We start from the raw sequence: 25,460 nt of genomic DNA on the forward strand, positions 1-25,460 counted from the left end.
AGTGCGCGCGAAGCCTGCTCGCGAATTCGGCTAACCGACGGCCGGAGTCGTGATCTCGCCGCGCGCCGCGCCCTGCGCGATGTCGGTCCTGTGGTGCGAACCGGCGAGGTGCACCTTCTCGACGCGCGCGTAGGCCTGCTTACGCGCGGACTTCAGCGAATGGCCGACGCCGATCACGGAGACCACGCGCCCACCGGAGGACACGATGGCGCCGTCGTCGCGGCGGCGGGTGCCGGCGTGGAGCACGCCTTCGCCCTCCGCGCCGGTGATGACGTCGCCGGTCCGCGGCTTGCCGGGGTAGCCGTCGGCGGCGACCACGACGGTGACCGCGGAACCGTCCTCCCACTCCAGCTTCGGGTGCTTGTGGAGCTTGCCGCGGGCAGTGGCCAGCAGGAGCCCGGCAAGCGGAGTCTTCAGCAGGGCAAGGACGACCTGGGTCTCCGGGTCGCCGAACCGGCAGTTGAACTCGATCACCTGCGGGCCGGTGGCCGTCATGATCAGGCCCGCGTAGAGCAGCCCGGAGAAGGACGAGTCCCGCTTGACGAGCTCGTTCACAACGGGCTGGACGACCGACGCGACGACGTCGTCGACGAAACCGGCCGGCACCCAAGGCAGCGGCGCATACGCGCCCATGCCGCCGGTGTTCGGGCCGGCGTCGCCGTCGCCGACGCGCTTGAAGTCCTGCGCGGGCACCAGCGGGACGACGGTTTTGCCGTCCACGAAACAGAAGAGGGAGACCTCTGGACCGTCCAAAAAGGACTCCAGGAGCACCGGGTGGCCGCCGTCGAGCAGCATCAGGGCGTGCTTGCGGGCGACGTCGAAGTCGGTGGTGACCACGACCCCCTTGCCCGCGGCGAGCCCGTCGTCCTTGACCACCCAGGTCGGGCCGAAGCGGGAAAGCGCCGCGTCGAGGAAGGCCGGGCTGTCGACGACCTCACTGTGGGCCGTCGGCACCTTCGCGGTGGTCATGACGTCCTTGGCGAAGGCCTTCGAGCCCTCGATCCGGGCGGCGGCCGCGGACGGCCCGAAGCAGTTGATCCCCGCGGCGCGGACCGCGTCGGCCACCCCGGCGACCAGCGGGACCTCGGGGCCGACCACGACGAGGTCGGCCTTCCAGCTCACCGCCAGCGCGGCCACGGCGGCCGGATCGACGGAATCGACCCCCATCTGCTCGGAGACGGCGGCCGTCCCCGCGTTGCCGGGGGCACAGGCGAGTGCGGTGACCGAAGGGTCACCAGCGACCGCGAGGACAAGGGCATGCTCACGGGCGCCGGACCCGATTACCAGTACGCGCACGCCGCAGAGCCTAGTCGCGCCCGATGGACACCAGACGTTTCCCCCATCCGGAACCGATTCGGAAGCCACGTCCACAGCGGGTGTTCCCTCGCTGGTCGTCCCGATGTCGCCCGCTCGTGGCTTGCGCCGATGACTGTGACGCGGTACCCCTCTGAAAGCCCCCAACGGGTGATCAACCGGATTGATGAGGTCAACAACCAGATGAGAGCAGCGATGATGCGCAAACGACTGGGCTTGCTCGTGTTGTCGGGGCTCGCCGTGCTGAGCGCGGTAGGTGTGGCGGTGTCGCCCGCGAGCGCCGGCCAGGCCGCGGCGGACACGACGTCTTCGGTCCACGGCCAGACCGGGCCGGTGGTCGTCGGACACCGCGGCGCCCCCGGGTACCGCCCCGAGCACACGCTGGCGTCCTACGAACTGGCGTTCCGAATGGGGGCGAACTGGGTCGACGTCGACCTGGTGCCGACCAAGGACGGCCAGCTCGTCGCGCGGCACGAGCCGGAGATCGGCGGCACGACCGACGTCGCCGACCACCCGGAGTTCGCGAACCGGAAGACCACGAAGATCATCGACGGTATTTCGACGACCGGCTGGTTCACCGAGGACTTCACCCTCGCCGAGCTGAAGACGTTGCGCGCGAAGGAGCGGATCCCGGACGTCCGGCCCAACAACACCATCTACAACGGCCGCTACCAGATCGCGACCTACCAGGAGATCCTCGATCTCACCAAGCGGCTGAGCCGCGAGCTGCACCGGACGGTCGGGACCTACCCCGAGGTGAAGCACTCGACGTTCTTCCAGACGATCGGCAACCCGGTCGAGCCGAAGCTGGTCGACATCCTCAACCGCAACGGCCTCAACCGGCGCGACGCCCCGGTGATCATCCAGTCGTTCGAGGTGTCGAACCTGATCGCGCTGCACAAGCAGCTCCGCGTGCCGCTGCTGCAGCTGACGTCCGCGACCGGCGCGCCCGCCGACTTCGTCGCCAAGGGTGACAAGCGGACGTACGCCGACATCGTGTCGAAGCAGGGCCTGCGCGAGGTCGCGAAGTACGCGACCTACCTCGGGCCGGACAAGGCGCAGATCATCCCGCTCGACAAGGCCGGGAACCTGACCACGCCGACCGCGCTGGTGGCCGACGCGCACGCGGCGGGGCTGCAGGTGCAGCCGTACACCTTCCGCAACGAGAACAACTTCCTGCCGACCAACCTGCGGTCTTCGTCGAACCTGACGCAGTACGGCAACATCTTCGCCGAGGAGACCACGTTCCTGAAGGCGGGCGTCGACGGCTTCTTCGCCGACCAGTCCGACACCGCGCTCGAGTCCGTGAAGGCGTTCACCGGGCAGTAGCTGTCCGTTGTAGAAGACCCCTCAGGGCCACCCTTGTTGCGTTGAACGCCACAGGGGTGGCCCCGAGGGATCCTTGACACCCTCCCAGGCGCGGGCTACTTTCTGCGGATCTCAATGGACTGTCCGCATACCTTTGGAGCCGGTGCCCATGGACGTCTCATCCGCCGCCGCCGACAACGCCGAAACCGACACCGACAGTGCCCGGCTCCACCAGCTCGGCTACGCCCAGGAACTCAAGCGGACGATGTCGGGGTTCTCGAACTTCGCCGTCTCGTTCACCATCGTCTCGATCCTCTCGGGCTGCCTGACGCTCTATGGCTACGGCATGAACACCGGCGGCCCGGCCGCGATGATCTGGGGCTGGCCGATCGTCGGCGTGTTCGTCCTGCTGGTCGGCCTGGGCATGGCCGAGATCTGCTCGAGCTACCCGACCGCGGGCGGGCTGTACTACTGGGCGGCGAAACTGGCTTCGCGCAACGGGCCGGCGTGGTCGTGGTTCACCGGCTGGTTCAACCTGGTCGGCCAGATCGCGGTGACCGCCGGGGTCGACTTCGGCGCCGCGCTGTTCCTCAACGCGTTCCTGGACCTGCAATGGGGGTTCACCGCGACTCCCGGACACACGATCCTGCTGCTGGTCGTCATCCTGGCCGTGCACGGCGGGCTGAACACGTTCGGCGTGCGGCTGATGTCGATCCTCAACGCGGTCAGCGTCTGGTGGCACCTCGTCGGCGTGCTGGTGATCGTCGGCGTGCTGATCTTCGCCCCGGCCAAGCACCAGAGCGCTTCGTTCGTCTTCGGCAGTTTTGTCAACAACACGGGCTGGGGCTCGGCGCCATACGTCTTCGCGCTCGGGCTGCTCGTCGCGCAGTACACGTTGACGGGTTATGACGCGTCCGCGCACATGACCGAGGAGACCAAGAACGCCGAGGTGGCGGGCCCGCGAGGAATCATCACGTCGATCGTGGTCTCGCTCGTCGCGGGCTGGGTGCTGTTGATCGGGATCACGTTCGCGATCCAGGACTACGCCGGCGAGGTCGGCTCGTCGACCGGAGTCCCGCCTGCCCAGATCTTCATCGACGCGACGGGCGCGGCGACCGGCAAGTTCCTGTTGCTGATCTGCATCGGCGCGCAGCTGTTCTGCGGGATGGCGTCGGTGACGGCGAACTCGCGGATGATCTACGCCTTCGCGCGTGACGGCGCGATCCCCGGGTCGAAGATCTGGCACAAGATCAACAAGCGCACCCAGACCCCGACCAACGCCGTGTGGCTCGCCGCGGGCGGCGCGATGTTGCTGGCGCTGCCGTACCTGTGGAGCAACACGGCGTACGCGGCCGTGACGTCCATTGCGACCGTCGGGCTCTACGTCGCTTACGTGATCCCTGTGTTCCTTCGCGTGCGTAAGGGCGACGCGTTCGACAAGGGCCCGTGGAACCTCGGCCGCTGGGGCAAGCCGATCGGCATCGTCGCGGTCGCGTGGGTCGTGGTGATCTTCGTGCTGTTCATGCTCCCGCAGGTGTCGCCGGTCACCGCGAACACGTTCAACTACACACCGATCGCCTTCCTCGTCGTGCTCGGCGGCGCCGGGATCTGGTGGCTGGTCTCCGCGCGGAAGTGGTTCACCGGTCCGAAGGTCCAAGGATCAGCCGAGGAGCTCGCCGCCGTCGAACACGAACTGAAGGAACTTGCCTAACCCCGCCCACCCAAAGACCCCACCGAGAAAAGGCGTGTAACCCACGTCACGTTGTTCGCGTTCGTTCGTCTTCAGTACGACACCGGCCCCCGCCGGGGCCGTGACCAGGGCACTTGGCCGCTTCTGGTCGCACCGAGATGCTGTCCCGACTCGAGGTGTACTGATGATCGGACTGCGAAGACATGACACCAGGCACGGCCGCAGCACGGCCCCCCAGGTCGCGACGGTCTACTGCTGCACGGCGCTCGAAGGACCCGGTACGAGCCTGGAGGAGCTGCGGGAGCGCTGCCGCAGCTTCGCCAGGGACCACGATCTGGTCATTTCGGCCTGGGCCGCCGAGGTCACCCCGGACGACCTGGACCTGCGCTACACCTCCCTGCTGCGCTACGCGATCGACTACGCCAACAATCCGGAGACGGACCTGCTCCTGATCGCGGAGTCGGACACGCTGACCAAGTCGGCAGGGGCGGCGGCTTTCCTGGCGAAGACGCTGAGCCCGCTGGACAGCCGGATCGTCGTTGTACCGGTCGCCCAGGTGCCGGCCCAGCGCGAAACCTCCGACCCGGACGCACCCCAGGGTTGATCCTGCGCGGGTAACGGGCGTGACACAGTCGCCTAGGCAAGGATCCCCACCATGGAGCTCCTGACCCTGATGGCCGTGCTCGCCGGCTCGCTCGGGCTGACCGCGCTGGCGCGCCGGTACAACCTGTCCGCGCCGCTGCTGATCGTCGTCGTCGCGCTCGCGGTTTCCTACCTCCCTGGGGTGCCGCGGCTCGAACTGCAGCCCGAGCTGATCCTGACGCTCGTGCTCCCGCCGCTGCTGTATTCGACGTCGTTGGAAAGCTCGTTCGAGCACTTCAAGAGCAACCTGCGGCCGATCATCGCGCTCGGCGTCGTGCTGGTCGCGGTCACCGCGCTGGTCATCGGGCTGCTGGTGCACCTGCTGCTGCCGGACCTGCCGTTCTCGTCCGCGCTGGTGCTCGGCGCCGTCGTCGCTCCCCCTGACGCGGTCACCGCCGTCGCGATCGGGCGGCGGCTCGGGCTGCCGCGCCGGATCATGGCGGTCCTGACCGGGGAAAGCCTGGTCAACGACGCGGCCGCGCTCACGCTGTACAAGATCGGGCTGGCCGCGGTGCTCGGCACCGCCGGGTCGATCGGGCACGGGTTCCTGGTGTTCCTGGTGGCGACCGTGCTGGGCATCGCGGTCGGGCTGGTGATCGGCGGGCTCGTCTCGCTGATCCGCCGGAAGCTCGACGACCCGCTGATGGAGTCGACTTTCGGCATCGTCGTGCCGTTCGCGGCCTACGTGACCGCGGAGCACCTGCACCCGTTCTCGGCCGACTTCAGCGGGTCCGGCGTGCTGGCCGTGGTCGCCGCGGGGCTCTATCTCGGACGGCGGTCACTGCGTTCCGACCCGGCGACGCGCATGCAGGACTCCTCTGTCTGGGCGACGATCGACGTGCTGCTCGAAGCGCTCGTGTTCGCGCTGATGGGCCTCCAACTGCCGTTCGTGCTCGACGGCGCCCACGCGGCTGCCCGCGGCGACGGCACCCTCGCGCTGGTGGCGGTGATCGTGCTGCTGGTGACCATGGGGATCCGCATCCCCTATGTCTTCCTTTCGAGCTACTTACCCAACGCGATGCGCCTGTTCGGCAAGGACCGCCAGGCGGGGCCGTGGCGGAGCCTGATGGTGGTCTCGTGGACCGGGATGCGCGGGGTGGTCACGCTCGCGGCGGCCGCCGGTGTCCCGCTGAGTACCCCTGGCCGCGCGGAGATCCAGCTGTTCGCGTTCACCGTGGCCATCGGCACCGTCCTGGTCCAGGGCCTGACGCTGCCCGCGCTCATCCGCAGGCTGAAGGTCCAAGATCCCGACGAGGCTTCGCGCGACGGGGCCGAAGAGCTCGAAGCCCGCAAGGCCGCGATGGACGCCGCCAAGGACCGGCTCGACGAGATCATGGCCGAGGCACTGTCCTCTATGGACATACCGGCCGAACGCGTCGACAAGGTCAAGACTCGGACAAAGGCACTCTTGGAGACGCGCTATCGCGGTGCGGTGGCGGCGATTTCCCTGTCCGCGGAGGAACGCGCGGCCAGCCCGCACACCGCCTTCGCGAAAGTCCGCCGCGACCTGCTGAACGCTCAGCGCGAAGCGCTGCTCAAGCAACACGGCGAGGGCAGGATCGACGACGACGTCCTGCGGAAGGTCCTGCGGGAACTGGACCTGGAGGAGCTCACGCTGTCCGAAGCGCCCAGCGCGCGGCTCAGCTGATCCGGCTCACGACTCGTGAGTGTTCCGGCCGCTTAGAACCGGCAGGAACACTCACGAGTCCGATGGCCGCTAGACGAACTCGTGCCGGACGATGGTCTGGTCGCGGCCGGGGCCGACGCCGATCGCGGACACGCGGGCACCGGACAGCTCCTCGATGCGCTCGACGTACCTGCGCGCGTTGAGCGGGAGCTCGTCGAACGTGCGGCAGCTGGAGATGTCCTCGAACCAGCCCGGCAGCTCTTCGTAGATCGGGACGGCGTGGTGGACGTCGGTCTGCGTCATCGGCATGTCGTCGGTGCGGAACCCGTCGACCTCGTAAGCCACGCACACCGGCACCTTCTCCAGGCTCGACAGCACGTCGAGCTTGGTGAGGAAGTAGTCGGTGATGCCGTTGACCCGCGTCGCGTAGCGCGCGATGACGGCGTCGAACCAGCCGGTGCGCCGGTTGCGGCCGGTGGTGACGCCGACCTCGCCGCCGGTCTTCCGCAGGTACTCGCCCGAGTCGTCGTTCAGCTCGGTCGGGAACGGACCGGCGCCGACGCGGGTGGTGTACGCCTTCAGGATGCCGAGCACGGTGTCGATCCGGCCGGGGCCGATGCCCGAGCCCGCGCTCGCGCCACCGGCCGTCGGGTTCGACGACGTGACGAACGGGTACGTGCCGTGGTCGACGTCGAGCAGCGTGCCCTGCGAGCCTTCGAGCAGTACGGTTTCACCGCGCTCGAGGGCCTTGTTGAGCTGCAGGCGCGTGTCGGCGATGCGGTGCGCGAACTTCTCGCCGGCGGCGAGGACCTCGTCGGCGACCTGGTCGACGTCGAGTGCCTTGCGGTTGTAGACCTTGACCAGCACCTGGTTCTTGAACTCCAGCGCGGCCTCGACCTTCTGCCGGAAGATCTTCTCGTCGAGCAGGTCCTGCACACGGACGCCCACGCGGGCGAGCTTGTCCTGGTAGCAGGGACCGATGCCGCGGCCGGTGGTGCCGATCTTCTTGGCCCCGAGATAACGCTCGGTGACCTTATCGATCTCCACGTGGTACGGCATGATCAAATGCGCGTCGGCGGAAAGCAGCAGACGGCTGGTGTCCACGCCGCGGGCCTCGAGCCCGGCGAGCTCGGCGAGCAGCACACCCGGGTCGACCACGACCCCGTTGCCGATGACGTTGGTCACCCCGGGGGTCAGAATGCCGGACGGGATGAGGTGCAGGGCGAAGTTCTCACCGTTGGGCAGCACGACGGTGTGACCCGCGTTGTTGCCGCCCTGGTAGCGGACGACCCACTGGACGCGGTCGCCGAGCAGGTCGGTGGCCTTGCCCTTACCTTCGTCGCCCCATTGGGCACCGATCAGCACGATGGCCGGCATGTGACACTCCAGATGTTCTGCAGGACAGGGTCGAATGCGCGTGTCGGTGACGACACTAGTGGCGCTGGTAAATGCCGGTGCATGAGCGTAACGGAGGACGCGGGCGTGCGTGGAGTGGTACTCGCTTGCGGGGGGTTTTCGGCCGGGTTCGCCGAGGCGGGCGACGTGCGGGTGGTGCCCGTCCCGGCGCGCCCCGGCAAGGCCGATGTTGACCCCTTGCTGGGGGAAAGCGACTGGTTCGTGGTCGCCGGCACCGACGCGGACCTCGCGGCCGTGGTCCTGCGACTGTTACGCAAAGAACAGTTGCACGGCGTGTCGGTGGGCTTCGTGCCCAGTTCGCCGCGCTCGGCGTTCGCCGAGATCTGGGGCCTGCCGACCGACCCCGCCGATGCGCTCGAACTGGCGCTGCACGGAGACGTCGACCCGGTCCCGCTGATCCGGAACGACTCCGGCGGCGTGCTCGTCGGGCGCGGCCGTATCGGGCCGGTCGACGGGGTCGCCTACTGCGACGAGAAGGTCGCGCTGCGTGGGGCCGCGAAGGTGATCGAGGTCGAGCCAGACGGCTCCGGCGGTCCAGGACTGACCGTCCGCGTGGTCCGGGGGGCACTGTTCAAGATGCCGCTGTTCAAGATGCCGCTGTTCAAGCACACGGAGACGTTCTCGACGCGGGCGTTCCAGCTCGGTGCCGACCCCGTTCAGCCGGAGAGCGACGGCGTCGTCTTCCCCCGTGCCGTGGAGAAGTGGACCTGGTACCGCCACACCGAGGACCTGCGGCTGGTCCGGCGCTAGAGGACCGACCTGCTCGGTCGCTGCTGAGAGCGACTCTCCGGACGGGCGGGCCACCGGTCCGAAAGTAGGGACTTTTGCCGCAAACCCGACGGCGCTGCCCTGCAACTACCGAACGTTTGCCTACCGACGGCAATATGTCACCCATAAGTGTTGTGTTTGCCACTTTCGTGTCTCAAGGTTACTAAGTCCCCACACCTGACACGAAGGCGGCAAAATGCTTACTAGGCGTTTTGTTAGTAACTCAGTCACAGCTCTGTTCGCGGCGACCGCGCTCACCGCCATGGTCGGTGGCGTAGCCGGCGCGACCCCGTCGGCCGGCGTCGCCACCGCAGGTATCAACGCGGTAGCGCAGACGTGTTCCCAGTCGTTTCTGCCACTGCCGGATCCGGCCTGCACCCCCGGCGCGACGAACCCGGACGTCACGCAGGCGACGATCGGCTCGACGATCTGCGTGTCCGGTTGGACAGCGACGGTCCGTCCGCCCACGTCCTACACGAACAAGCTGAAGACGCAGGGCATCGCGGACTACGGCTACACGGACACGAGCCTGTCGTCCTACGAAGAGGACCACTTCCTGCCGCTGGAGGTCGGCGGTTCGCCGAAGGACCCGAAGAACCTGTGGCCGGAGCCGCATTCCGGCACGAAGAACGCGTATTCGAAGGACAGCGTCGAGAACGCGGTGAAGAAGGCCGTCTGCGCCGGGACTGCGACGCTGTCGGCAGCGCAGCACGCACTGCTCACCGACTGGACGACCGCGCGAGCGGTCCTCGGCATCTGACTCGTGAGTGTTCCGGCCGGTTCTAAGCGGCCGGAACACTCACGAGCCGCAGGATCTCCCTGGCGACGATGTCGTTCTGCCGGAAGGGCAGCGCGTTCGTCCGAGGGCGGGTGAACGCCCCGGGCGAGCGCGCGCTGGTGTGCGGGCCGAGCGCGAACCGGCGCGGGTGCGCCTGCCCCTCGCTGTCGAGCAGGCGGGAGTCGGTGACGCGGGTGTGAATCCGGCCGGACGGCAGCTTTTCGCCGGACAGCACGTCGAGAACGGACTCCTCGCCGAGCGATCCGGCGTCTCGCATGGAGCGCAGCAGGGTGTCGGACGCCCGCCGCACGCTGGCGTTGGGCAGGCGCGCTTCGATCAGCGTCGCAGAGTCCACAGTGGATGGTTGACTGACACTGCCGCCGACGAACAGTTCGCGTTCCTCGTCGGCGTCGACTCGCATTTCCGCGCCGAGAAAGGAAACCACTCCGGCCTCGTGCAGGGCGAGGAGTTCCTCAAGCCGCCGGGGCGGCGGGCCGCTGGCGAAATAGCTGAAGAACCCGAACCACCATCCGTCCACATCGGATAGTTGCGAGCGGGCATCCACCCGGCCGGTGGCCAGCAGTCCGGGGAACTGGCCGACGACCGAAAGCAGCGCCATGAACGCGCCTAGGTCCGCGCTGAAGCGGACGTCCGCTCGACGCGCCAAGTCACCCTCGACGTACTCGCGGACGTGCTTGCCGAATTCCTCAGCCGTGTCGAATCGCTCGCCGTCCAGCGGCCTGTCGAGCTTGCGCAGGTCCACCCGGTCCTCCTCGGCAGGCACCGCGCGGAGGATCAGCGCGTCCATCTCGGGGGTGTCCCACGCCGCGTCGGCGAACGCGTCCGCGAAGACCGCGAAGTCAAGCCGGACCCGGTCCGGGTGCCCGGTGAACAGTTCGCTGTAGTAACCCCAGGCGATTTCCTTGGCCATATACGGCCAGACGTCGGCGCGGAAATCCCATTGCCCGGCCAGCTTCGTCAGCTTTTCGACCGCGTACGTGTCAAAGAACCTGGGCAACTGCAGGGGTTTTCCCTGTAGGCGGTACCCGGTTTTGGCGTGGTACGGCACTCCTCGCCGGGAACCGACGTGCAGAACCGGCTCGTTTCCGCTCGCGTGATAGCGCAAACCGCCGCCGGGCAACTCCTCGAACCGGCCGCCGCGCCCCTCGGTCAGCAGCAGCATGAGGTCGACGAACGCCAGCCCGAACCCGCGCACCAGAACGGTTTCACCCGGTTCCACGGCCGAGTAGTCCACGTCGGCCGTGTATCCGGCGGGGTAGTAGGCGAGCCCGTGCCGCTCGGCGAACGCCACCATCTCACTGTCGCGGTCATCCGGGTCGGCGTCGAGATGGCCGACGGTCATCAGCACGGTGTCCACCCGCAAGGGCTCCGCGACCCCGTCCAGCCAAACCTGCTGCCGCGGGCCGTCATCCGTCACGCGCACAGCGTGCTTCGCGTGGTTGACCACGGTGATCTCGTCGGGCAGTTCCGCGAGGACCCGCTGGTACACCCAGTCCAGATACGCGCTCTGCAACCGGCGGGTGGGGAACGACATCGTCGTCAGCGAGTTCAGCTCGTCGTGCAAGTCGGCGGCGACTTGCACGTCCAGAGCGCCGGTTCGCACCTGCTCGACCCACTCCGAGAGCGACGGACCCGGCCGTATCGGGCCCTCGATCTTCACCGTGTCGTCGGTGAACATCGTGACGTCCTCGGGCATCGAGTTCATCCGCAGCAACGGAGACTGGTCATAGCGCCAGACCCGGCCCGGCCCCGGTGGGAACGGGTCGATCAGATGGACCACGAACGGGCGGCGCCCGAGCAGCTCGGCCGCGTTGGCGGAAAGCCTTTCGAGCACGCAGATCCCTCGCGGGCCGGCGCCCACGATCGCTAACTCGAACGGCTCGTTTTCGGCCACGATTCGACGCTACGCGGAGAACCCGCCCGCCAGCGTCCATCTCACCCTGCGGACGTCGTTGCCGGAACCGTGGCCCGGGCGTAGTTGTCGAGGGAGAGCGATGAAAGGGCGGGGTCATGCCTGTTGAGTTCCTGGGGATCGGCGGCACCCACGACGGCTCGGAGACGAGCGCGCGGTCGGGTGGTGTGTTCGACAAGGAGTACACGCTGCGGCTCGCGCGGGCGCACGAGGACTTCGGCTGGGACAGGGTTCTGTTCGCCTACGGCTCGGGCTCGCCGGACCCGGCGCAGGCCGCCGCGTACGTCGCGACCAAGACCGAGAAGCTGCAGATCCTGCTCGCCCACCGGCCGAACGTGTCGTATCCGACGTTCGCCGCCAAGACGTTCGCCAGCCTCGACCAGATCTCCGACGGCAGGCTGACGGTCCACTTCATCACCGGTGGCAACGACCAGGAGCAGCAGCGCGAGGGCGACTACCTCACGAAGGACGAGCGCTACGCGCGGACGCGCGAGGCGATCCAGATCATCAAGAAGGCCTGGACTTCCGACGAGCCGTTCGGCTTCGACGGCGTGCACTACAAGTTCGCGGACTTCGTCAGCGACATCCGCCCGGTCCAGCAGCCGCGTCCGGGCGTGTCGTTCGGTGGCTCGTCGCCGGCCGCGTACGCCGCCGGGGGCGCCGAGGCCGACATCTACTGCCTGTGGGGCGAGCCGCTCGCGCAGACCGCCGAGCAGATCGAGTCGGTCAAGGCGGCGGCGTTGGCCGCCGGACGCACCGACGTCCCGCGGATCCAGGTCGCGTTCCGGCCGATCATCGCCCCGACCGAGGAGCTGGCCTGGGAAAAGGCCCACCGCACGGTCGACACCATCAAAAACCGCACGGCCGGCGGCAAGCCGCTGACCCGCCGCCACTCACTCACCGCCCCGCAGAACACCGGCTCCCAGCGGCTCCTTTCGCTGGCCGCGCAGGGTGAGCGCTTCGACCGTGCGTTGTGGACCCCCACCGCGGCGGCGACCGGCGGCGCGGGCAACTCGAACGCGCTGGTCGGCACGCCCGAGACCGTCGCGGCGGCCTTGCTCGACTACTACGATCTCGGCGTGGACATTCTCTCCGCCCGCGGTTACGACATGCTCGGCGACACCATCGACTTCGGCCGGTACGTCATCCCGATCGTCCGGGAGGAGGTCGCCAAGCGCGACGCCGCCAAGGCGCAGGTCCGGCCACAGGGGGCCGACGCGCTCGCGGTCGACGGGTGACCCTCGAGATCCGGCCGTATGCCGTCACCGATCCCGAAGCCGCGCCATTGCTGGCCGAGCTCGCCGAGGAGTACCTGACCCGCTACGGCAACACCACGGAGATCACCAAGTACCCGCCGGAGGTGTTCACCGAGGCCGACGGCGGCACGCTGCTGCTCGTCCGCGAGAACGGAGCCAGCGTGGCCGGAGGGGCGTTCATGCGCCACGACGAGCGCTCGGCCGAGCTGAAGCGGATGTGGACCCACTCCGCGCACAGGCGGCGGGGCCTGGCCCGGCTCGTGCTCGCCGAGCTGGAAGACGAGGCCAAGCGGCGCGGCTACCGCCGGATGTTCCTCACCACCGGTCCCAAGCAGCCGGAGGCGGCCGCGCTCTACACGGCGTCCGGCTACCGCAGCTTGTCGACGGAGGAACTCGACCCCGAGGGATACGGGCTTCTGGCGTTCGAAAAGGACTTATAGCCGCACCGCGCGGTCAATCTCACGTAAACCTGGCCAGTTCCCTACCCGTTGCCCTACCCAAGCCAAGATCAACAAGCGACACTGTTGACTTGGATTGACGCTTCGTAACCACCCCGTGACCGCTAAGGTCCCCAGGAGTGAACACGAACGGATGAAGGTACGGGGAGAACGCATATGACGGACGCAGCACCACGGGTCACGTTCCGGGAGGTCTTCGGGGTCGCCGAGTTCCGCTCGCTGTGGTTCGCCGAGCTGTTTTCGATCTTCGGTGACCAGCTGGCGAGGGTCGCGCTGTCGGTGTTGGTGTTCAACGAGACCCATTCGGCCGTCCTCACCGGCCTCACCTACGCGCTGACCTTCGCGCCGTCGCTGCTCGGCGGGATCTTCCTCACCGGCTTCGCCGACCGCTTCCCGCGGCGCGACGTGATGGTGGTCGTCGACCTCCTTCGGGGGCTCCTGATCCTGCTGGCGGCGCTCCCGGTACTGCCGTTCTGGGTGCTGTGCGTGCTGGTCGGCTCGATCTCGCTGCTCAACCCGCCGTTCAAGGCCTCCCAACTGGCCCTGCTGCCGCAGGTGCTGACCGGCGACCGGTTCATCGTCGGCCAGGCGATCCGCAACATCACCACGCAGTCCGCGCAGCTGGCCGGGTTCGCCGGGGGCGGGCTGCTGCTCATCGCGCTGAACCCGCACGTCGCGCTGGTGATCGACGCGGCGACGTTCGTGCTGTCGGCCGCGTTCGTCCGATTCGGACTGAGCGCGCGGCCGGCCGCGGCCAACGGGGTGCAGCGGAAGTCGTTCTTCGCCACCATCAGCGGCGGCGGACGCCTGGTGTTCGCCAGCTCCGGACTGCGCACGCTGGTGATGTTCACTTGGCTGATGGGACTGCTACCGGTCTACGAAGGAATCGCGGCGCCGTACGCGGCATCCGCGGGCGGCGGGTCGACGGCGATCGGCCTGCTACTGGCGGCCGACCCGCTGGGCAGCGTGATCGGCGCGGCTGTCTACACGCGCTGGGTGCCGGCGGCCGTGCGCCCGAGGCTGATCGGCGTGCTCTCGGCACTGGCCGCGGTGCCGCTGCTGTTCTGTTTCCTGCAGCCGGGGATGATCATCTCGATCCTGATGTTCATCCTGTGTGGAGCGTTCGGCACGGTGGCTCTGATGCAGGCGACGGCTTCGCTGACCCTCGCGGTGCCCGACGAGAACCGGGCGCAGGCGATGGGGTTGTCCAACACCGGGCTGACCACGGTGATGGGAGTGACCCCGCTGCTGGGCGGGATCGTGGCCGAACAGGTGAGTGCTCAGACGACGGTGGGGATCTTCGGTCTCGCCGGGCTGGCACTGACGATCCCACTGGCACTGGTGTGGCAGCGGAACCTCTCCACGCAACAGGGAAAGTGGCTCGAAAAAGATGCCGCACGCGCAGAACACGACTGACGTGTGTTCTACGCGTGGGCTCGCCTGCGCAGCCTTGCGGCGAACGCCCTACTTCACTGGTCCCTTGCGCGCATCGTGGCCACCCTTCGTTCGGCGTCCCCAGAAAAATACACACCTAAGGCCCTTGCCGACAGCCTGCAAATAGGCTGAAACTGTGTGTGAGCGTTAGCTTGCTGGGCGCAAGCACACAAGAGGCTGGGGGAAATATGATCACATCGGGGGAACCGACACAGCAGATTCGAATGCACAAAGTAACCGCATGGGCCTTGTGGACTCGGCCTAACCAGTGGATCGCCTTCACGGCGGTCACTGTGGGTGCAACATTGGTCCTCGCCTTGTCGGCCAGCCAACTCTTCCTGATCACCGGGAAACAGGTCGAGGCGTTCCTCGCGCTCATCCTTCTGGCCACCATCCAGGCCGAAGTGAGCCGCCGGGTAGAGCGCCAACGCCGTATTTTGAGCTCCGGCGGACATATCAATATGACATCGGTGTGGCTGCTGCCCGGAGGTCTACTGCTGCCGCCGCAGTTGGCTGTCGCGCTCGGCGCGATCCTCTACGGCCACCTCGCGTTCCGAAGCTGGGCCGGAACCCGCCCCGGTGAGGCCCACCGGGTCGTCGCCAACGCGGCGACCACGATCCTGTCGTCCTGCGCCGCCGGATTCACTGCCCAAGCCATCGCGGCGGACAACGTCACCACCACCTGCGTCGCAGCATGTGTGTTCTTCGTCACCAACGCCGTGCTCACCACCATCGGCCTCTACCTGGCCAACCCCAGCGCCGCGACGCTGAAGTCGTGCCTGGGCAGCGTGGACGACAACCTGCTCGAGCTCTCCACGCTGTGTGTCGGCGGCCTCGTCGTCGCCGTGCTGCCCTACCAGCCGCTGCTCGGCCTGCTGGTCATCCTGCCGCTGCTCGTGCTGCAGCGCTCCACTTTGGTCAAGCAGCTCGAAGAGCTGGCGACGACCGACCAGAAGACCCAGCTGCTCAACGCCGTCACCTGGCAGAACGGCGCCGAGCGCGAGATTTCCCGGGTGAAGCGCGAGGGCGGCAGCTTCGGCGCGCTGATGATCGACCTCGACTTCTTCAAGCGCGTCAACGACAACTACGGCCACCTGGCCGGCGACGACGTGCTCAAGGCCGTCGCCGCCCTGGTCAAGTCGGAAACCCGCACGCACGACCTGGCCGGCCGATTCGGCGGCGAGGAGTTCGTGGCACTGCTGACTTCGTCGACGAAGAACCAAGCCGTCGAGACCGCCGAGCGGATCCGACAGCGCGTGAGCGAACTCGTGATCCACACGCACAACAACGAGGGTGAAGCCGTGGTCATCGAGACCCAGACCGCGTCCATCGGGGTCGCGGAGTTCCCGCTCGACGGCTCCACCCTGGACGAAGTGATGGCGGCTGCCGACGCGGCCGTTTACGCGGCTAAACGCTCGGGCCGCAACCGTGTCATCAGTTCACCGGACCTGGCGCGCGTCACCGAACTGGCAGCGGTGGCTTAGCGGGTGGCCTAGTTCAAGCCAGCCCGGTCGCCTCGACGGCGGCCGGGTCGGAGTCCAGGAGCAGCTGGCGACACCGGTCGTACTCCTCGGTCTCGCCGATCTTCCCGGCGGCTTTCGCCAGGACGGCGACCGCGCGCAGGAAACCCTGGTTCGGCTCGTGTGCCCACGGCACCTCGCCGAAACCCTTCCATCCGTTGCGGCGCAACGCGTCCAGCCCTCGGTGGTAACCGGTGCGGGCGTAGGCGTACGCGGCGATGGTCTCGCCCGACTCGAACGCGTTCTCCGCCAGCGCCGCCCACGCGGCACTGAAGAACGGGTACTCGGCGGCGACGGTGGCGGGGTCGTTCCCGGCGTCCAACCCGGCCTGGGCGGCCGGGTGAGCGGGCAGGAGGGTGGGCTGAGGACCGAGCAGGTTGTGGGTCATGCCCTCATTCTGCTCTCTAGAAGAAGAGGCTCCCGAGTACCCCGCCGCCGGCGAGGACCAGTGCACCGATGATGACCGCGGCTACGACTCGTTTTCCCATCATGGCGCACGAGGATGCCCGGGTCTGCCACTCGGAAGCAAATTCGCCACTCTGATGGGTGACGCCGGACCTCGGCACGCGATGATTAGCGGCATGACAGAGGCAGTTGACGTGTCGGGGGTCGTCGAACCCGCCGAGCCCGCCGACCCCATCGAGCCGATCGAACCCGAGGTCATCCCCGGAAGCCCGATCGCGAAGACGAAGTTGTTCTTCCAGCTGCACTGGAAGCGCGGCGCTCCAGGACAAGCGACGCCGGACTGGGTGCTGCGGTTCTGCTACGGCATGTGGCTGGTGGCGTTCGGTTTCAAGCTGATCGGCTCGACGTGGGACATGTCGTGGCATTTCATGTGGATCCGCGACACCATGGCCCCGCCGCACCTGATCAACACCGTCGGCACGGTGATCATCATGGTGCTGGTGGTGATCCACAGCTACACGGGTCTGGGCTGCGACAAGCGTTCACTGCGACTGATGCAGGCAGGCACGATCGTCTTCCTGGTCGCCGCGCCGCTGGACGTCATCAACCACGCCGTCAACGGGCTCGACCTGACGGCGTGGAGCCCGTCGCACCTGATGCTGTACCTGGGCACGGCGATCATGCAGGCCGGTGTCATCCTCGGTTGGCTGAAGCTGGCGAAGCCGGGGCGGCTGCGCACCGGCGTGCTGCTCGCGCTGTGGGCGTTCTTCCTGGAGAACGCGTTCTTCGCCAACGGGCAGCAGGAGTACGGCATCCTCGGCCTGCGCGCATGGGAGCGCGGCACGCCCGAAGCCGAGCCTTCGCTGCTGAACTTCGCGGCGCAGCAGATCAAGCACCCGGTCGACCTCGCGGCGGTGACCCACTTCACGATGCCGATCCCGATGTGGGTGTACCCGCTGTGGGGGATCGCGGCGATGGCGCTGATCCTGGCGCTCACGCGCAAGACGATCGGCCGGCCGTGGGCGGCGACGGCGGTGGCCGGCGCGTACCTGACGTACCGGCTGCTGGTGTGGCCGGCGCTACTCGGCATGGGGTTCCCGGTGCCGACGGTCCCGTTCTACCTCGTATTCGTCGGGCTCTCGGTGGACCTGGCGTTCCGGATCGGCCGCGAGCACCGCGCGCTGACCGCCGGTGTCGGCGCACTGCTCGTCACGGCGTTCGGCTACGGGACGCTGTGGGTCCAGTCCCAGCTGCGGCCGTGGTTCCTCGGCGACGCGCACACGGAGTCGGCGCCGCCTGTCGCGTACTGGACCATCCCGCTGGCACTGGGGCTGATCGCCGTGCTCTGGTGGGCCGCCGGCCCCGTCACCCGCGCGCTTGCCGCCCACCGCGCCGCTGTGAGTTCCGTTTAGAGCGACGTGAAGGCCACCTTCACAGCATCAGACGCTGTGAAGGTGGCCTTCACGTCCAGCCAAACCAGGGTCAGCTGACGTGGTTGCCGGCGGACTTCAGGGCCTGTGCGGCCTCGGTGACGCGGGCGGCCATGCCGAGCTCGGCGGCCTTGAGGTAGCTGCGGGGGTCGTAGACCTTCTTGTTGCCGACCTCGCCGTCGATCTTCAGCACGCCGTCGTAGTTCTTGAAAAAGTGATCGACGATCGGGCGCGTGAACGCGTACTGCGTGTCGGTGTCGACGTTCATCTTGATCACGCCGTACGTCAGCGCGGCGTGGATGTCGGCGATGTCCGAGCCGGAACCGCCGTGGAACACGAAGTCGAACGGCTTCGAGCCCTCGGCCATGCCGAGCTTCTTGATGGCCGTCTCCTGGCCGCCCTTGAGGACCTCCGGGCGCAGCTTCACGTTGCCCGGCTTGTAGACGCCGTGCACGTTGCCGAAGGTCGCGGCCAGCAGGTAGCGGCCCCGCTCACCGGTGCCGAGCGCGTCGATGGTCTTCTCGAAGTCCTCGGAGCTGGTGTAGAGCTTGTCGTTGATCTCGTTGGCGACGCCGTCCTCTTCACCGCCGACGACACCGATCTCGACCTCGAGGATGATGTGCGCGGCGGCCGCCTTCTCCAGCAGCTCCGCGGCGATCTTGAGGTTCTCGTCCAGCTCGATCGCCGAACCGTCCCACATGTGCGACTGGAACAGCGGGTTCTGGCCGTTCTTGACCCGCTCGGCCGAGATCTCCAGCAGCGGGCGGACGAAGCCGTCGAGCTTGTTCTTCGGGCAGTGGTCCGTGTGCAGCGCGACGTTGACCGGGTACTTCGCCGCGACGACCTGAGCGAACTCCGCGAGCGCGGCCGAGCCGACGACCATGTCCTTGACCGACTGGCCCGACGCGAACTCCGCGCCGCCGGTGGAGAACTGGATGATCCCATCGCTCTCCGCCTCGGCGAACCCGCGCAGGGCGGCGTTCAGGGTTTCCGACGAGGTGACGTTGATGGCCGGGTAGGCGAATTCGCCCGCTTTCGCCCGGTCGAGCATCTCCGCGTACACCTCGGGGGTGGCGATGGGCATCTCTGGTCCTCCTAGGAATGACTTTGGCGCCTTCGGCCGCATCGTACGAGGTCGGCGGAGCGAGCACACTGGTCGTATGCCCATATAGCGTGCTGGAACGGCATGCGCGGCGTTCGTGAAGGCCACCTTCACCTCGTCTGACGCGGTGAAGGTGGCCTTCACGAGACGTCAGCCCAACAGTTCGGCGGCCAGGGCGCGGTAGGTGGGAATCGGGTCCTCGTTGAGAACCTGCAGGTTGACGTGGTCGGCTCCGGCGTCCAGGTGCGCGGTGACGCCGGCGGCGATGGTCTTCGCGTCGCCGTGCAGCACCAGCGCGTCGACGAGCTTGTCGCTGCCGCCGTCGGCGATGTCCTCGTCGGTGTAGCCGAGGCGACGCCAGTTGCCGGTGTAGTTCGACAGCCCTAGGTACATGCTGATGCCCGGGCGGCCGATCGCGCGGGCCTTCTCCGGGTCGGTCTCGAACACGATGTGCTGCTCGGGCGCGAGCAGTTTGCCCTCGCCGAGAATCTCGCGCGCCTGGCGGGTGTGCTCGGGAGTGACGAGGTACGGGTGCGCTCCGCCGGCGTGGTCCGCGGACAGCTTCAGCACCTTCGGCCCGAGCGCGGCGAGCACGCGGCCGTCCACCGGGACGCCGGCCTCGTCGAGCTGGCCGAGGTATTCGACGAGCTTGTCGTACGGCTTCTGGTAGACCTGGGTGTGCTCCGGGTGACCGATGCCGATACCCAGCAGGAAACGGCCGGGGTGCTTGGCGGCGACGCGATGGTAGGCCGCGGCGACCTTGGCGGCGTCGTCCTTCCAGACGTTGACGATGCCGGTGGCCAGCACGATCGTCTTGGTCGCGTCCAGGAGGCGCTCGATGGCTTCGAGGTCGCCGTCGGGTGAGCCGCCTACCCAGATCGCGCCGTAACCGAGGTTCTCCACCTCGGCCGCGAACTCGCCGGTGAGCCCTCCGAGGTGCCGCCAGATTCCGATCTTGCCCAGTTCGATAGCCATGTTCCTGCACAACGCGCCGGGGGCCGGTTTTCGTCCCGCGATCTCATCCTGTGGACCACACACGAGTCACGCTACGTTCGAGGCATGGCGAAAATTGGTAACAGTGATCTGGACGTCTACGGCCTCAACCTCGGCGGCAACGTGTTCGGCTTCACGGCCGACCAGGAGCAATCCTTCGCCGTCCTGGATGCCTACGCGGCAGCCGGCGGCAACTTCATCGACACGGCCGACACCTACTCGGCGTTCGCTCCGGGCAACGTCGGCGGCGAGTCCGAGACCATCATCGGCAACTGGCTGGAGAAGCGCGGCCGCCGTGACGACATCGTCATCGCGACGAAGGTCGGTTCGTGGGGGGAGCGCCCCGGCCTGTCGGCGGCGAACATCGCGGCCGCCGCGGACGACTCGCTGCGCAGGCTCAAAACCGACCACATCGACCTCTACTACGCGCACCGCGACTACGACGAGACCCCGCTGGAAGAGACACTCGGCGCGTTCGACGCCCTCGTGAAGTCCGGCAAGGTGCGCTACATCGCGGCGTCGAACTACACCGCCGCCCGGCTCACCGAAGCACTGTCCATTTCGGACAGAGAAGGTTTTGCGCGATACGTGGCACTCCAGCCGGAGTACAACCTCGTCAAGCGCGAGTACGAGCAGGAGCTTGCCGGGACGATCGAGCGTGAAGGACTGTCGACCCTGCCGTATTTCGGGCTGGCGTCGGGTTTCCTGACCGGCAAGTACCGGTCTGCGGACGCCTCGGCGAGCAGCCCCCGTGCCAAGGGTGCGCTGGCCTACCTGGACGACCGGGGCGAGCGCGTCCTCGCCGCGCTGGACGAGGTCGCACATGCCCACGGCGTCCCCGTGGCCTCGGTGTCGCTCGCCTGGCTTGCCGCCCAGCCGACGATCGCCGCGCCGATCGCCAGCGCCCGCACCACCGCCCAGCTCGCCGAAATCCTGCCGTCGGTCGACCTGAAGCTGGCCGACGACGAACTCTCCGCCCTCTCCGCCGCCTCCGCGTAGGCCCTTTTGTGGCTCTTCGGTCGTATGCGTGGGTGCTGGCTTGCTGTGGACTGGCTGCGTTTTACCGCGACAAGGGCTGGGACGGGCGGTGTACGGCGAATGCCGGTGTCCGGAGCTGGGTGTGGGACTCGTCGGTCTGGCTGTGGGACTCGCCCTCGCTGAATGTGGGACTCGCACAGCGCGTCGGCGAGTCCCACACTCCGGCCCGGCGAGTCCCACGTTCAACCCGACGAGTCCCACATTCGCTGACAGCCGACCGCACCCGCTGACCTCAAGAACCTCACCAGCCACTGAGGCGTCGCGGACCCACACATACGACAACAAGAGCCACTTTTGTACTTCTGTGCCCTCCTTGAGCTCTCAACCAGGGCACTTTTGTACAAAAATGCCTTCTTACTCGCGGGTAGCCTACTGGGAGTAGGTTGGGGTACGGTGCCTCTACCAGCGGATTCAAGGAGGCACCCATGGCCAGGGGCAACGGCGTCAACGGCAAGGTCGTGCTGATCACCGGCGCGGCACGCGGGATCGGCGCCGGACTCGCCGAACGCCTCGCCGCTCGCGGCGCGAAGGTGGCACTCCTCGGCCTCGAGGCCGAGGAGCAGCAGAAGGTCGCGGATCGGATCGGCGCGAGCGCCCACGCGTGGGAGGCCGACGTCACCGACTGGGACGCCCTCGAGCGGGCCACCGCGGGCGTGGTCGAGCACTTCGGCGGCATCGACGTCGTGATCGCCAACGCGGGCATCGCGACCACCGGTTTCGTCCGCTCGGTCGACAAGGCCGCGTTCGAGAAGGTCATCGAGGTCGACCTGCTCGGCGTCTGGCGCACCTTCCGAACGACCCTGCCGCACGTCATCGAACGCAAGGGCTACTTGCTCGCGATCTCCTCGCTCGCCGCGATCACCCACGCGCCCGGCATGGCGAACTACGCCGCCGCGAAAGCCGGCGTCGAGGCGTTCTCCAACAGCCTGCGCGCCGAAGTCGCGCACCTCGGTGTGAAGGTCGGCGTCGCACACCCGACCTGGATCCGCACGGACCTGGTCGAGAGCGCCGACGCGCACCCGGTGTTCGGCAAGCTCCGCGGCGGGATGCCGGGCCTGCTCGGCAAGACGTACCCGCTCGACGTCGCACTGGACTGCCTCGAAGCCGGAATCCTCAAGCGCGCCAGGACGATCCACGTCCCGCGCTGGGTCGGCGCGCTGAAACTCATCCGCGCGTTTCTGCCGCCGATCATCGAACTCGGCTCCCGCTTCCAGGTGCCCGCCGCGGACAAGGCCGCGCTCGAAGACATCAAAGCGCGCGGCGCCTACGAAGCCTCGGTGACAGGCCATGCCGGACGGGCCGCGACGCGCAATAATTGACGCCTCGACAACAGGAGGTGCGGATGTCCCGCCGCGACCAGATCCGGATGAACCACGACGAAGTGCTCGCGTTCTTCGCCGTGCAGAAGGTCATCAACGTCGCCACGATCGGCCCGAACGGACGGCCGCACGTCGCGCCGCTCTGGTACTTCCCGCAGGGCGACAAGCTCGCGACCTGGACCTACGGCAGCTCGCAGAAGATGGCGAACCTGCGGCGCCTCCCGGAGGCGACCGTGCTCATCGAGGACGGCGACTCCTACGAGACGCTGCGCGGGGTGTCGCTCGAAACCGACGTCGAAATCCTCGAAGACACCGAGGTCGTGGCCACCATGGGCATCGCGCTCATGCAGCGCTACGCCGGCGGCTCGCCGGGCGACCCCGCACCCGACGAGCTCAAGGCGTTCATCCACGGGCAGGCCGCCAAGCGCGTCGGACTGATCTTCACTCCCACCAAGACCGTGACCTGGGACCACCGCAAGCTCGGCGGCACCTACTAGCTCACCCGCGCGGGTGCTTGCTGGGTGCTTGCAGCCTTGACACGTCCGCCGGGGTGGCTCATGCTACTTATGGGTAACAGTTACTAAAGGTAACACGTAGCCACCCCGACGCCGTGGAGGACCAGCACATGACCGAGCACGTCAAAGTCGTGATCGTGGGCACCGGGTTCTCCGGACTCGGCCAGGCGATCCAGCTCGCCAAGGCCGGCATCCACGACTACGTCATCCTGGAGAAGGCCGACGAGGTCGGCGGCACCTGGCGGGACAACTCGTACCCCGGCTGCGCGTGCGATGTGCAGTCCCACATGTATTCGTTCTCCTACGAGCAGAACCCGGACTGGTCCCGGTCGTTCTCGCCCCAGCCGGAGATCTTCGAGTACCTCAAGGGCGTCGCGGACAAGCACCGACTGCGCGAGAAGACCCGGTTCGGTGTCGAGATCACCGGCGCGCACTGGGACTCCGCGGCCCGCACCTGGACAATCGCCACGAAGTCCGGCGACGAGTACGTCGCGCAGTTCCTGGTCTCCGGGGTCGGCGGCCTGCACATCCCGCAGGTCCCGAAACTGCCCGGCATCGAGAAGTTCCAGGGCCAGACCTGGCATTCCGCGCAGTGGAACCACGAGTTCGACCTCAAGGGCAAGCGCGTCGCGGTGGTCGGCACCGGCGCCTCGGCGATCCAGTTCGTGCCACGGATCGCGCCGGACGTCGCCGAGTTGACGCTCTTCCAACGCACGCCGCCGTGGATCATGCCGAAGCCCGACCACGAGATGGCCGGCTGGGCGAAGACGCTGTTCAAACGCGTCCCGGGCGCCCAGCGGCTCTACCGCGCCGCCGTCTACTGGAGCCGCGAAGCACAGGGACTCGGCTTCAACGGCCACCCCGTGATCATGAAGGCCGGCGAGGTCATCGCGAAGCGGCACATCGGCAAGGGCATCAAGGACCCGGCGCTGCGCCGCAAGGTGACGCCGGACTACACCATGGGCTGCAAGCGGGTCCTGCTCTCCAACGACTACTACCCCGCGCTGGCCAGGCCGAACGTCCAGCTGAACACCGACGGCGTCCGCGAGGTCCGCGCGCAGTCCATCGTCGACGACGCCGGCGTCTCCCACGAGGTCGACGCGATCATCTACGGCACCGGCTTCCACGTCACCGACGCGCTGGAGTACCTCGACATCACCGGCATCGACGGCCGCAGCCTCGCCAAGGAGTGGGCGGCCGAGGGTATGCGGACGCACAAAGGGATCGTCGTTTCCGGCTTCCCGAACCTGTTCTTCCTCCTCGGCCCGAACACCGCGCTCGGCCACAACTCGGTGGTCTTCATGATCGAGTCGCAGGCGAAGTACGTAGTCGACGCGATCAAGCTGGCGGACTCGCACGACGCCGCCGCCATCGACGTCCGGCCGAGTGTGCAGGACAAGTTCCAGGCCGAGATCCAGGAAAAGCTGATCAAGGGCGTCTGGACCCAGGGCGGCTGCAAGAGCTGGTACCTCGACGCCAAGGGGGTGAACCGGACGATCTGGCCCGGGTTCACCTGGCGGTACTGGCTCGAGACGCGGAAGGTCGACGCGAGCGACTTCGAACTCAGCGGGAGGGCGCGATGAGTGCCGAGCCGGTCGACGACCACGAGCAGATCGTCCTGCACGCACGAGATGTGTATTTCGACCTCTCGAAACTGCCGATGCACTGGGTTCCGGGCGAACCGCAGGTCACGCACACGATCAATGTGCTGCATCTGGCGCTGCCGGAGGGCGAACGCTGGTTCGTGGAGCTGTTCAAGGAAGCCGTCCCGCTGATCAAGGACGACAGGCTGCGCGAAGACGTCCTCGGCTTCATCGGCCAGGAAGCCGTCCACGCCGAAGCGCACAGCGCCGCGGCCGACCACCTCCAGGCGTGCGGGGTCGACGTCCAGCCCTACATCAGCCAGATGGAGTGGATGTTCCGGAAACTGCTCGGCGACCGCGGTCTCACCGGCCGCAAGCGCGAGGAGTGGCTCATCGAGCGGCTGGCGATCGTCGCCGCGATCGAGCACTACACGGCGTTCCTCGGCCAGTGGGTGCTCGACTCGGCCCCGCTGGACGCCGCCGGCGCCGACGAAACCATGCTCGACCTGTTGCGCTGGCACGGCGCGGAGGAGGTCGAACACCGCTCGGTGGCCTACGACCTGTTCCAGCACCTCGACGGCCGCTACGGCCGCCGCGTCCGCACGATGACGCTGGTGACGCCCGTGCTGGCCTGGGTTTTCCTTCGCGGGACCCGCTATCTGGTGGCACACGACCCAATGCTGGTCGGTGGCAAGGTGTCCTGGCGGGTCTACCGGCGAGCGAGCAAGCAGGGGCTGCTGCCGACCGGACGTCAACTGATGCGGGAGATCACGCCGTACTACCGGCGGTCCTACCACCCGAGGAAAACCGGCAACACCGAGCAGGCCGTGGCGTATCTGGCGACTTCGCCGGCCGCGCGGGCGGCTGATGCGAGCCAGTGACCGAACTCCCCCGCTTCCCCCGGCATCTGTACGGAAAACCGCGGGCCGAC

At 67.7% G+C, this 25,460-nt stretch carries 22 protein-coding genes; 16 read left to right on the forward strand and 6 right to left on the reverse strand.

The genetic code is table 11. The annotated features are described in order from the left end of the window. Positions 1-30 precede the first annotated feature (30 nt). Positions 31-1,296, reverse strand: a complete 1,266-nt coding sequence (gene purD, locus JWQ81_RS12020) for a phosphoribosylamine--glycine ligase (RefSeq protein WP_297540655.1) — start codon at positions 1,294-1,296, stop codon at positions 31-33. Between the two features lie 213 nt (positions 1,297-1,509). On the opposite strand from purD, the gene JWQ81_RS12025 reads away from it, so the two are divergent. From JWQ81_RS12025 to JWQ81_RS12040, 4 genes are all read left to right on the forward strand, one after another. Continuing rightward, positions 1,510-2,643 (forward strand): glycerophosphodiester phosphodiesterase family protein, encoded by a 1,134-nt coding sequence (locus JWQ81_RS12025; RefSeq protein ID WP_297540657.1) that lies wholly within the window; start codon positions 1,510-1,512, stop codon positions 2,641-2,643. 148 nt (positions 2,644-2,791) lie between these two features. Next, complete coding sequence (locus JWQ81_RS12030; protein WP_297540659.1) at positions 2,792-4,333, forward strand: amino acid permease; 1,542 nt, start codon at positions 2,792-2,794, stop codon at positions 4,331-4,333. 163 nt (positions 4,334-4,496) lie between these two features. Continuing rightward, positions 4,497-4,916 carry a hypothetical protein gene (locus JWQ81_RS12035; RefSeq protein WP_297540661.1) on the forward strand — a complete coding sequence of 140 codons (420 nt, stop codon included), beginning with the start codon at positions 4,497-4,499 and terminating at the stop codon, positions 4,914-4,916. Positions 4,917-4,967: 51 nt separating this feature from the next. Beyond that, complete coding sequence (locus tag JWQ81_RS12040) at positions 4,968-6,602, forward strand: Na+/H+ antiporter (RefSeq protein WP_297540663.1); 1,635 nt, start codon at positions 4,968-4,970, stop codon at positions 6,600-6,602. Between the two features lie 69 nt (positions 6,603-6,671). Here the strand turns inward: JWQ81_RS12040 and JWQ81_RS12045 are convergent, their stop codons facing one another. Beyond that, positions 6,672-7,958 (reverse strand): adenylosuccinate synthase, encoded by a 1,287-nt coding sequence (locus tag JWQ81_RS12045; protein ID WP_297540665.1) that lies wholly within the window; start codon positions 7,956-7,958, stop codon positions 6,672-6,674. A gap of 81 nt (positions 7,959-8,039) precedes the next feature. Here JWQ81_RS12045 and JWQ81_RS12050 point away from each other — a divergent pair, with 81 nt between their 5' ends. Both JWQ81_RS12050 and JWQ81_RS12055 read left to right on the forward strand, forming a co-directional pair. After that, complete coding sequence (locus JWQ81_RS12050; RefSeq protein WP_297540667.1) at positions 8,040-8,747, forward strand: hypothetical protein; 708 nt, start codon at positions 8,040-8,042, stop codon at positions 8,745-8,747. A 280-nt stretch (positions 8,748-9,027) separates the two neighbouring features. Next, positions 9,028-9,525: a hypothetical protein gene (locus tag JWQ81_RS12055; protein ID WP_297540669.1), complete on the forward strand. Its 498-nt coding sequence runs from the start codon at positions 9,028-9,030 to the stop codon at positions 9,523-9,525. A 22-nt stretch (positions 9,526-9,547) separates the two neighbouring features. Here the strand turns inward: JWQ81_RS12055 and JWQ81_RS12060 are convergent, their stop codons facing one another. Continuing rightward, positions 9,548-11,458 carry an FAD/NAD(P)-binding domain-containing protein gene (locus tag JWQ81_RS12060; protein ID WP_297540671.1) on the reverse strand — a complete coding sequence of 637 codons (1,911 nt, stop codon included), beginning with the start codon at positions 11,456-11,458 and terminating at the stop codon, positions 9,548-9,550. 116 nt (positions 11,459-11,574) lie between these two features. On the opposite strand from JWQ81_RS12060, the gene JWQ81_RS12065 reads away from it, so the two are divergent. The 4 genes from JWQ81_RS12065 to JWQ81_RS12080 all read left to right on the forward strand — a co-directional run bounded on the left by JWQ81_RS12065 (position 11,575) and on the right by JWQ81_RS12080 (position 16,108). Next, the gene (locus tag JWQ81_RS12065) at positions 11,575-12,714 is read left to right on the forward strand and encodes an LLM class flavin-dependent oxidoreductase (protein ID WP_297540673.1); all 1,140 of its coding nucleotides are present in this window, start codon (positions 11,575-11,577) and stop codon (positions 12,712-12,714) included. Continuing rightward, complete coding sequence (locus JWQ81_RS12070; protein ID WP_297540675.1) at positions 12,711-13,172, forward strand: GNAT family N-acetyltransferase; 462 nt, start codon at positions 12,711-12,713, stop codon at positions 13,170-13,172. Before JWQ81_RS12065 ends, JWQ81_RS12070 begins: the two co-directional genes overlap by 4 nt. A 174-nt stretch (positions 13,173-13,346) precedes the next feature. Continuing rightward, positions 13,347-14,606, forward strand: coding sequence for an MFS transporter (locus tag JWQ81_RS12075; RefSeq protein WP_297540677.1), 1,260 nt, complete (start codon positions 13,347-13,349; stop codon positions 14,604-14,606). Positions 14,607-14,848: 242 nt separating this feature from the next. Then, on the forward strand, positions 14,849-16,108 hold the full coding sequence (locus tag JWQ81_RS12080; RefSeq protein WP_297540679.1) for a GGDEF domain-containing protein: 1,260 nt from the start codon (positions 14,849-14,851) through the stop codon (positions 16,106-16,108). 13 nt (positions 16,109-16,121) lie between these two features. On the opposite strand, the gene JWQ81_RS12085 is transcribed toward JWQ81_RS12080, so the two are convergent. After that, positions 16,122-16,532 carry a DUF3151 domain-containing protein gene (locus tag JWQ81_RS12085; RefSeq protein WP_297540681.1) on the reverse strand — a complete coding sequence of 137 codons (411 nt, stop codon included), beginning with the start codon at positions 16,530-16,532 and terminating at the stop codon, positions 16,122-16,124. Between the two features lie 193 nt (positions 16,533-16,725). Here JWQ81_RS12085 and JWQ81_RS12090 point away from each other — a divergent pair, with 193 nt between their 5' ends. Then, positions 16,726-17,961: a hypothetical protein gene (locus JWQ81_RS12090; RefSeq protein WP_297540683.1), complete on the forward strand. Its 1,236-nt coding sequence runs from the start codon at positions 16,726-16,728 to the stop codon at positions 17,959-17,961. A gap of 70 nt (positions 17,962-18,031) precedes the next feature. On the opposite strand, the gene fbaA is transcribed toward JWQ81_RS12090, so the two are convergent. Together fbaA and JWQ81_RS12100 are read right to left on the reverse strand one after the other, a co-directional pair. Continuing rightward, positions 18,032-19,063 carry a class II fructose-bisphosphate aldolase gene (fbaA, locus tag JWQ81_RS12095; RefSeq protein WP_297540685.1) on the reverse strand — a complete coding sequence of 344 codons (1,032 nt, stop codon included), beginning with the start codon at positions 19,061-19,063 and terminating at the stop codon, positions 18,032-18,034. A 168-nt stretch (positions 19,064-19,231) separates the two neighbouring features. After that, entirely contained in the window at positions 19,232-20,056 is an 825-nt protein-coding gene (locus tag JWQ81_RS12100) for an LLM class F420-dependent oxidoreductase (RefSeq protein WP_297540687.1), read from the reverse strand. An 84-nt stretch (positions 20,057-20,140) separates the two neighbouring features. On the opposite strand from JWQ81_RS12100, the gene JWQ81_RS12105 reads away from it, so the two are divergent. From JWQ81_RS12105 to JWQ81_RS12125, 5 genes are all read left to right on the forward strand, one after another. Continuing rightward, a complete protein-coding gene (locus JWQ81_RS12105) occupies positions 20,141-21,073 on the forward strand; it encodes an aldo/keto reductase (RefSeq protein WP_297540689.1) in 933 nt (310 codons plus the stop codon). Between the two features lie 464 nt (positions 21,074-21,537). Beyond that, complete coding sequence (locus tag JWQ81_RS12110) at positions 21,538-22,431, forward strand: SDR family oxidoreductase (protein WP_297540691.1); 894 nt, start codon at positions 21,538-21,540, stop codon at positions 22,429-22,431. Between the two features lie 23 nt (positions 22,432-22,454). Further along, the gene (locus JWQ81_RS12115) at positions 22,455-22,928 is read left to right on the forward strand and encodes a pyridoxamine 5'-phosphate oxidase family protein (RefSeq protein WP_297540693.1); all 474 of its coding nucleotides are present in this window, start codon (positions 22,455-22,457) and stop codon (positions 22,926-22,928) included. A 128-nt stretch (positions 22,929-23,056) separates the two neighbouring features. Beyond that, a complete protein-coding gene (locus JWQ81_RS12120; protein ID WP_297540695.1) occupies positions 23,057-24,529 on the forward strand; it encodes an NAD(P)/FAD-dependent oxidoreductase in 1,473 nt (490 codons plus the stop codon). Next, entirely contained in the window at positions 24,526-25,410 is an 885-nt protein-coding gene (locus tag JWQ81_RS12125) for a metal-dependent hydrolase (RefSeq protein ID WP_297540697.1), read from the forward strand. Before JWQ81_RS12120 ends, JWQ81_RS12125 begins: the two co-directional genes overlap by 4 nt. Positions 25,411-25,460: the final 50 nt, after the last annotated feature.

The organism is Amycolatopsis sp. (assembly GCF_025464955.1).
GTDB lineage: Bacteria > Actinomycetota > Actinomycetes > Mycobacteriales > Pseudonocardiaceae > Amycolatopsis.

Bases quoted from the DNA above. Each gene is read 5' to 3' on its own strand.
- JWQ81_RS12025 (WP_297540657.1), top strand. From the start codon at position 1,510: ATGATGCGCAAACGACTGGGCTTGCTCGTGTTGTCGGGGCTCGCCGTG.
- JWQ81_RS12030 (WP_297540659.1), top strand. From the start codon at position 2,792: ATGGACGTCTCATCCGCCGCCGCCGACAACGCCGAAACCGACACCGAC.
- JWQ81_RS12035 (WP_297540661.1), top strand. From the start codon at position 4,497: ATGATCGGACTGCGAAGACATGACACCAGGCACGGCCGCAGCACGGCC.
- JWQ81_RS12040 (WP_297540663.1), top strand. From the start codon at position 4,968: ATGGAGCTCCTGACCCTGATGGCCGTGCTCGCCGGCTCGCTCGGGCTG.
- JWQ81_RS12045 (WP_297540665.1), bottom strand. From the start codon at position 7,958: ATGCCGGCCATCGTGCTGATCGGTGCCCAATGGGGCGACGAAGGTAAG.
- JWQ81_RS12050 (WP_297540667.1), top strand. From the start codon at position 8,040: ATGAGCGTAACGGAGGACGCGGGCGTGCGTGGAGTGGTACTCGCTTGC.
- JWQ81_RS12055 (WP_297540669.1), top strand. From the start codon at position 9,028: ATGGTCGGTGGCGTAGCCGGCGCGACCCCGTCGGCCGGCGTCGCCACC.
- JWQ81_RS12065 (WP_297540673.1), top strand. From the start codon at position 11,575: ATGCCTGTTGAGTTCCTGGGGATCGGCGGCACCCACGACGGCTCGGAG.
- JWQ81_RS12075 (WP_297540677.1), top strand. From the start codon at position 13,347: ATGACGGACGCAGCACCACGGGTCACGTTCCGGGAGGTCTTCGGGGTC.
- JWQ81_RS12080 (WP_297540679.1), top strand. From the start codon at position 14,849: ATGCACAAAGTAACCGCATGGGCCTTGTGGACTCGGCCTAACCAGTGG.
- JWQ81_RS12085 (WP_297540681.1), bottom strand. From the start codon at position 16,532: ATGACCCACAACCTGCTCGGTCCTCAGCCCACCCTCCTGCCCGCTCAC.
- JWQ81_RS12090 (WP_297540683.1), top strand. From the start codon at position 16,726: ATGACAGAGGCAGTTGACGTGTCGGGGGTCGTCGAACCCGCCGAGCCC.
- fbaA (WP_297540685.1), bottom strand. From the start codon at position 19,063: ATGCCCATCGCCACCCCCGAGGTGTACGCGGAGATGCTCGACCGGGCG.
- JWQ81_RS12100 (WP_297540687.1), bottom strand. From the start codon at position 20,056: ATGGCTATCGAACTGGGCAAGATCGGAATCTGGCGGCACCTCGGAGGG.
- JWQ81_RS12105 (WP_297540689.1), top strand. From the start codon at position 20,141: ATGGCGAAAATTGGTAACAGTGATCTGGACGTCTACGGCCTCAACCTC.
- JWQ81_RS12110 (WP_297540691.1), top strand. From the start codon at position 21,538: ATGGCCAGGGGCAACGGCGTCAACGGCAAGGTCGTGCTGATCACCGGC.
- JWQ81_RS12115 (WP_297540693.1), top strand. From the start codon at position 22,455: ATGTCCCGCCGCGACCAGATCCGGATGAACCACGACGAAGTGCTCGCG.
- JWQ81_RS12120 (WP_297540695.1), top strand. From the start codon at position 23,057: ATGACCGAGCACGTCAAAGTCGTGATCGTGGGCACCGGGTTCTCCGGA.
- JWQ81_RS12125 (WP_297540697.1), top strand. From the start codon at position 24,526: ATGAGTGCCGAGCCGGTCGACGACCACGAGCAGATCGTCCTGCACGCA.